This is a genomic window from Halovenus rubra (assembly GCF_026586665.1).
In the GTDB taxonomy this organism is placed as follows: Archaea; Halobacteriota; Halobacteria; order Halobacteriales; family Haloarculaceae; genus Halovenus; species Halovenus rubra.
On record NZ_JAODIY010000036.1, the window covers coordinates 1 to 6,701 of the forward strand.

Here is a 6,701-nt window from a genome sequence, read left to right on the forward strand (position 1 = left end):
TATCAGCTTATTAGGAATAATTGACACTGACTCATCACTGCTGGGCCAAATTCCGGTCCGACCACGTTGTCCGGTGAATTAATTTTGAACGTGCAACGGGGTATCCTACTGTGAAGAGTGGGAATGGATCACATCTAATCCTGCTATGCAGGAACGTATCACTGATGAACTTCCCGACAAAAGCCGAGGAGAAGGAAAGAAGCCCCAAACTTGGAGTGAATCTGAAAGAGAGCAAATTATTCGGTATGTCGATCAACGTGCCCACGAAGCGATTAACGATCAAGGGTCTAATGCAGTAGTGGAATGTCGTGACCGAGCACTCGTATATTTATTAGCGTTCACCGGGATCCGATGTGCTGAGTTAGTCCACGACAGCAACGATGATCGAAGACGTGGGATTTACTGGGGTGATATCGATTATTCAAATTGTACGATCACTGTCCTTGGAAAGGATCAAAAGCGCGAAAAAGTACAGTTTCCAGAAATTGCACATACTGCAGTACAGCGGTACGAGAGAGTTCTAAATCCACCGTTGGATGATTGGCCGGTCTTCCCTACATCACATTCACCCAGCCTCTATAAGACAGCCCGTGACGCCACTGATAGAGATCTCAACGACGAAGATGTAATGACAGTATTACGCGAAACGGGAACAGCTCCACCGTCAATCTCAACGACGACAGTCCGGACAATTCTGAAGGACCACTGTGAAAAAGGGGATATCGATGTTGAGGGGGACTTCGAGTATCTGAAACCACACGGCGCGAGGCGTGGACTTGGAAAGCAATTATACAAAGATTCGGCCTTTGAATATGCGCAGAAAGCACTTCGTCACTCTGATCCAGAGACAACATCAGAGATGTACGCAGATATTGAAGCTGGGGAAGTGGCTACCGTCACTGATAACGTGTTTGGTGACGATTCTTGATCTAACTGGCTGTAGCACCGGAACTAAATTGTCTCATAGAGCCACCACGAAGCCTGCTCTTAGTGTATTTCGCCTGATTTCGATCATGCATTAGACGTATAACTCGTATTATCCAAGTTACGCGAAAAACCCGAGTTATACGTGATACTCTTTGTTTCAGATCTACGATTAGTGAGTTCCCAAATTCACTGGTCAGGGAACTCTACAGGGATGAATTGTGGATCAACATAGTTCAGTCGTCCTGTTGTAGAAAAATAATCAGCGAAGTCTTGGTACAGGTCAGTGCACTTATTCTCTGTGTCATACTTTAGTGTATGAAAGTCACCAACGACCGCGCAGTAGCGCTTGGCTCGTGTGAGTGCAACATTCAGGCGTCGCGGACCATCAGACGGCCTCCCAAGAAACCCTATATTCCCCTCCGCATTGCTCCGAACAAGCGAAATAATAATCGCGTCTTTCTCACTACCCTGGAAGGAATCAATTGTATCGACAGTGAGCTGGTCAGCCGAGTCAATATAATCTGAGAGGAGATTACGAAGCAATCGCCCATGTGCGGCATACGGCGTAATGATGCCAATTTCGTCTGGCGGAACTTCAGTAAGTATCTGCTGTGCAAGATGGACAACAAGCCGGGCTTCGGTCTTATTGGCTCTAGAATGATCGACAACATTGACAGAACCGCCAATATTGTAGCCTTCAATAGCAGGCCGCTCTGGAAGCGACTCCACGATTTCTCCATTCCGTAACGACCGGTCATAGAACTCCCTGTTTGAGAAGTAAGCAATGTCACGGTGCATCCGATACTGTGTCTTGAGTTGGAGTCCGACATCTTCATACACGCCACCGTCTGCATAGAGATGCTCGAATAGCGAGAGACCATAGCTCGATTCTGGTGGTTCCTCGGTTGCACTGAACGGAGGCAACTGTTGGTGATCACCTGCTAGTACTGCCCGGTTGGCCCGTGTAAGTGGAATACAAGATGCAGTACACGTTGACTGCGTCGCTTCGTCCAGAACTACTAAATCGAACGTTCGAGCGAGGGTCGCAGCGCTGCTGTTTGTTGCTGCAACGACATCTGCTCGGTTAGGCACATCAGCATATTGGGCCCTCACGACAGCGTTCCGTGAGCGACTGGCATTCAGACGGTCAAGAACGAATTCCTCATCACCGTGCTGGCTGTGTGCGTGTAGTGATTGGATATCCGGATCTCCAGGAACCGAGGAGCCAGCAACGAGGTTATCAAGTGCTTGATTCGAGTCAGCACAGACAAGGACGTCCTCGCCAGCATCAACAGCACGTCGAATAATCTCCAGTAGGGTACGCGTTTTTCCAGTTCCTGGTGGGCCGTGGATACAGAATAAATCATCTGCGAGCAAAGCATACTCAGCAGCGAGTTGCTGTTCTTGGTTTAGTTCAGTATCAAATGGTTCACTCCGTGCCGCTGCCTCATGAGAAAAGGTGAGCGGTTGTTCGCCGAGGAGAATTGCATGAAAAGAATCGCCTTTCAGGTTCTCGATAGCCTCTATTTCCCGATCGAATGGCACAGGATTGAGAAGCTCAGAAAGACCAAATTCGCGGTCACCGCGAAGGTAGGAACCGACAGCCGCAGAATTGTCAACAGAACCCCAATCAATACTAAGCCAGAGGTTTAGGCCACGGATCTTTTCAATCTCGCCGGAAACTGGAAAATCAGCAGGTGCTTCGGAATGACCCGCGTGAATCAATATTTCGTTCTTTTGGTAGATCCCAAATTCACTCTCGACAAAATAACTCCAATTATCGTCTCTCTGGTCCGCTAGCTCTTCGTCCAACTCAACACGAAACTGGTACTCGCCGTTCTCTTCACCGAGGCAAACGAGTGATGGGATCGCGGATTCTCCTTGTTCGTAGCGAACTCGTGCTGAATAGGTCTGTCCACGAGCGATATTGGCATCTCGAGTGGCAGATCGTTCGTCGGCAACATAGGCCCGAAATTGCTCGAGAAGTTCTCCAGACTCAACTGGATTTCTTGGCTGCTCGTGATCGTTGATCGGCGCATCGTATCCAGGTGGGTTAGATTCTGGAAGGTAATCGGAATGCCAGAAACGGATACGATTCGCCAGTTCTGTTTGCCCGAATGTGTCCGCACTGATCGGCTCATGCTCACCCTCTCGTTCAACGAGAAAGATCTGGCCACGCACATCGTGATCAGTATATGCGACGTACTGATCAGTCGGAACCGCACTATCTTCACTGTGTATCGGGATACAGATCCAGTCACGCGTTGGATGTGTGAGCGAGTCGTAATGAGAGGCGAATTCAGCGATAGGACGAACCGGAATATCGTTACCCCCTTTTGCTAAATCAGCAGTGTCTGCAGAGAACAATGAACCACTATCCAAGGAAAACTGATCGACAGCATGCTCGAACAACAGTGACATTCGATACTACCTTCTACTCGTTCAAAACAATAAAACTACGTCTGTCGTCGGGATTGTGCTACGAAAAATCTCTGATGTGACAATCACTCCATTAACGAGTGACCCTTCGCTTGTGCGTGCTATTTCGGGTCAATACCGAGTCGAGCAGCCATTTCGTCTTCATGTTCAGCCGCAAATTCGACCAGTGTTTCCATGAAGTCAGCATGTTTCTCGATTCCCCCATCGCCTGCAACTTTAGACCGTCCATCTAGCCGTTCATAGAGGCCATTGAGCTGGCTTGCCTTCTCTTCAGGGAGATACATCGGAACTTGGCGTTTGTGGCGGGTTGCATCTTCGTCCCGGTCGGGGCCCGGCTTATTATTTGTATTACCCGTATTACCCAGATTATTCGAGTTATTCATATTATCTGTAGACGTATCTTGCGTACTGTCTCCTCCTGCACTCTCGGTTTCCTTGTCATCGTCTGGTCGGCGGTCCTCGAATCGTGCTCCGAGTTCGTCTTTTGGATCGGTCATGATAGGTCCTCGACGTGTGCTGCGATTTCGTTGTACTTGTCGCGCAGTGCCTCTGTCTTATCCATATCCCACGAGTAACCCGCATCATCCGGGTTATACGCAAAGACAGATGTGCGATATTCGATAGCATGCTCTACGGCAGCCCAGTCGGGAATCTGGAAGACATATTCCTCGCTAAATGTGTCGATAAACCACTCTTCCATCTCTGCACTAACACCGTCGCGACCAACTTCGTTAAGAACAGCCCCAACAGTTGAGACGTTCACATCCTCGAACTTCGCCTCCAACGTATCGATTTCATCGAAGAGAATCTCCAGCGAATCCTTTGCTATAGTGTTGGCATGGCTGGGGAAGAGAACATTCTCAGCAGCGAGCAGTGCACCGTCAGCCAACGGTCCAAGATTTGGCGGTGAATCAATGATAACGTAATCGTAGTTCCCATCGTGGCGATCCAATGCTAGTTTTAATGCCTCAACTCCGCGAGCTTCCGAGTAAAGATGCTTCTCTAGTCGAAAATTGCGTATATGGGACGGAACGATATCGAATTCATTCCCGTGTACAACTAACTCGCCAAGATCGTTGAGTGTGAGTTCCCCAATATCAGAGAGAACATCGTAGAGTGCATACTCTCCTTCGCGATATTGGTCGCGGTATCCTAATTTGAGTGTGAGTCCACCTTGTGGATCAGCGTCGACCGCAAGAACATCGTGACCTCGATCAGCTAGCGCCCCTGCAAGGTTGATACTTGTCGTCGTTTTTCCAACACCTCCCTTTTGCATCCCAACATCTACGCGCACAATACCACCCCCTGTATATTTCGCATAATACGAGTTTTTCGAGACATGCAAATAGTACACATGATTCGAGTAAGATAAAATTTCGTCAGACAGAGTACTGGGTTACCTTCCAACCATTTTGACAGAGTGCATAATACGCGTTATTCGAGATACATGCACAGTACAAATTATACGAGATATATCCTATGACCGGGGTGACAAGATCGATAGATGATTAACTTTTTTCTATTTTATTTATTATACAGATATCAGTGGCCACCTCAATACTACATACCACCGACACATTTCTCGATAGAAAAAACATGGGGCGGAAACAGCGACGACAAGACTATTTACAGGCGTTCAAGCAAGCTATCGCCTACGCGCTTCGTGAAGACGTTGATGGAGTGATTCATACGGGAAATCTATTCTGGACGAAGAATCCACCAGCAGAGGTTGTTGAAGACTGCAGGGAAGTACTGGCTCGATTGAACGACACTGGAATTCCATTTTGGCTCCTCTATGGCAACCGAGACCGGGATCTCGCTATTCTTCGTGAGTTCCAAGTGGAGGGGCTCCTTCGGCGCCTTGAAGCGGAATGGCAGATAGTTGGTGATGTTGCTGTTTGTGGCATTGACTCCGAAACCAGTGTAGGAGATCTTAAGCAAGTCGACCCCGCACCACCACAGCGAGCGCGGATAGTGTGTTCCTGCGAGAAGGTTGGGGTGTCTCACCTCATAGATGTCATCGGAACAGATGTAGATGCGGTGTTGCTCGGTGATCAGAATGGACCTGTAGATCAGATGGAATTTAGCTCTCGAATCGTTTCACCCGGAAGTCCCGAGCGGGTGCTAGGAAAGTGGATGACGAAACCCAAGGAGTCTGAATGGGACCGTCCCCGCCGCGTAAATATCTATACCATCACCGAAGACTCGATCAGTACCGAGCCTAAGCACCTCGAAACCCGAGATTACGAAGGGCTTGCTCTGGAAACCAATGAAAGCACGACGATGGCCGATATTCAGCATCGGTTGGATCAGGTAGATCTAGCAGGCAAGGCAGCCCTGCTAATTTTACGTGGGAAGAAAGGCTCGAAGACCCCGAGCCGAAAGAATATCCAGAAGGAACTCGACAAACGATGTGAGATAGCCCGCGTCTACGATCGCCGGGAGGACACTCCAGAACCTGTCGAAGACGCGGATAACAGTTCGGGACGGACAGACGGAGTCGAAGGCAAAGGTCTGTCTTCCGATCAGCAGCCGGAGGACTCAACATCTGAAGGGAAATCCGATACAGAGATGAATTCAACAGCTGCAGGCAAATCTGATGGGCTACATCAACCGCTAGAGAGACAGACAATTCCCTCAGCCTCTATCGAGTTTACCTCCGACGAATTGTCGAAATTAGATACTTCAGAGGAAGAATCTCCCGACTCCACTCACATAGCAGCCAAATTCGAAAGCTTGCAAACGCGGGTCGAAGCCGCTTTCGTAAATACAGCATGGTTCGATTCGTTCATGTGGCAGGGGAACCCAGGATCGCCATACATTGGCCCTCACGATTCAGAACAGTCGAAATACGTCTGGTTAGGGCTTGCACACGAAAAATATCAGACGCTCGGGAAACCGTCTGGCGGACTGCAAATCGAGTTTGGGATCGACACCGGTTCTGCGCGAGGGTTCTTCGATCGCAGCGTGATCTGTGGGCTGTATTTTGGTCCCTGGGCCGATGATCCTGAGGTCAGCAAAATAGCGGATCGTATCCGGGCCAACTGTTCTGATCTCGCCGCCTTTCTGGAAAACCACCCTGAATACGTTCTCGCAACCAAGGACGATGCCTGGGAAAGTCCCGCACCAGATACCATCGCGGACCAGACCGATGCGTTAACTGGCGGTTTCACACTCACCGTCGACTGTACTCTGGACGATATCTGTACCCAGGACGAAATAACCGAGCAAGAGGGTGTCATAGAACAGTTCTCATACCAGAGAGCAGGGTGAACGCTGAGGTGGTATGAGCCCAGCGACCCTGCAAGATAATCCTACGGTAGAGACGTTCTTCA

5 protein-coding genes are annotated in these 6,701 nt (G+C 49.2%); 2 read left to right on the top strand and 3 right to left on the bottom strand.

Annotated elements, in window-relative coordinates:
• The first annotated feature begins 145 nt into the window (after positions 1–145).
• Positions 146–928 (top strand): tyrosine-type recombinase/integrase, encoded by a 783-nt coding sequence (locus N5098_RS15225; RefSeq protein WP_267638740.1) that lies wholly within the window; start codon positions 146–148, stop codon positions 926–928.
• Between the two features lie 185 nt (positions 929–1,113).
• Here the strand turns inward: N5098_RS15225 and N5098_RS15230 are convergent, their stop codons facing one another.
• From N5098_RS15230 to N5098_RS15240, 3 genes are all read right to left on the bottom strand, one after another.
• On the bottom strand, positions 1,114–3,348 hold the full coding sequence (locus N5098_RS15230) for an AAA domain-containing protein (RefSeq protein WP_267638741.1): 2,235 nt from the start codon (positions 3,346–3,348) through the stop codon (positions 1,114–1,116).
• Between the two features lie 119 nt (positions 3,349–3,467).
• Positions 3,468–3,863 carry a hypothetical protein gene (locus tag N5098_RS15235; protein WP_267638742.1) on the bottom strand — a complete coding sequence of 132 codons (396 nt, stop codon included), beginning with the start codon at positions 3,861–3,863 and terminating at the stop codon, positions 3,468–3,470.
• On the bottom strand, positions 3,860–4,660 hold the full coding sequence (locus N5098_RS15240; RefSeq protein WP_267638743.1) for a ParA family protein: 801 nt from the start codon (positions 4,658–4,660) through the stop codon (positions 3,860–3,862). Before N5098_RS15240 ends, N5098_RS15235 begins: the two co-directional genes overlap by 4 nt.
• 251 nt (positions 4,661–4,911) lie before the next feature.
• Between N5098_RS15240 and N5098_RS15245 the strand changes: the two genes are divergently transcribed.
• Positions 4,912–6,639, top strand: coding sequence for a metallophosphoesterase (locus tag N5098_RS15245; protein ID WP_267638744.1), 1,728 nt, complete (start codon positions 4,912–4,914; stop codon positions 6,637–6,639).
• Positions 6,640–6,701: the final 62 nt, after the last annotated feature.

Excerpts from the sequence above, each read along its gene's own strand:
- N5098_RS15230 (WP_267638741.1), bottom strand. The coding sequence starts at position 3,348 with ATGTCACTGTTGTTCGAGCATGCTGTCGATCAGTTTTCCTTGGATAGT.
- N5098_RS15225 (WP_267638740.1), top strand. The coding sequence starts at position 146 with ATGCAGGAACGTATCACTGATGAACTTCCCGACAAAAGCCGAGGAGAA.
- N5098_RS15235 (WP_267638742.1), bottom strand. The coding sequence starts at position 3,863 with ATGACCGATCCAAAAGACGAACTCGGAGCACGATTCGAGGACCGCCGA.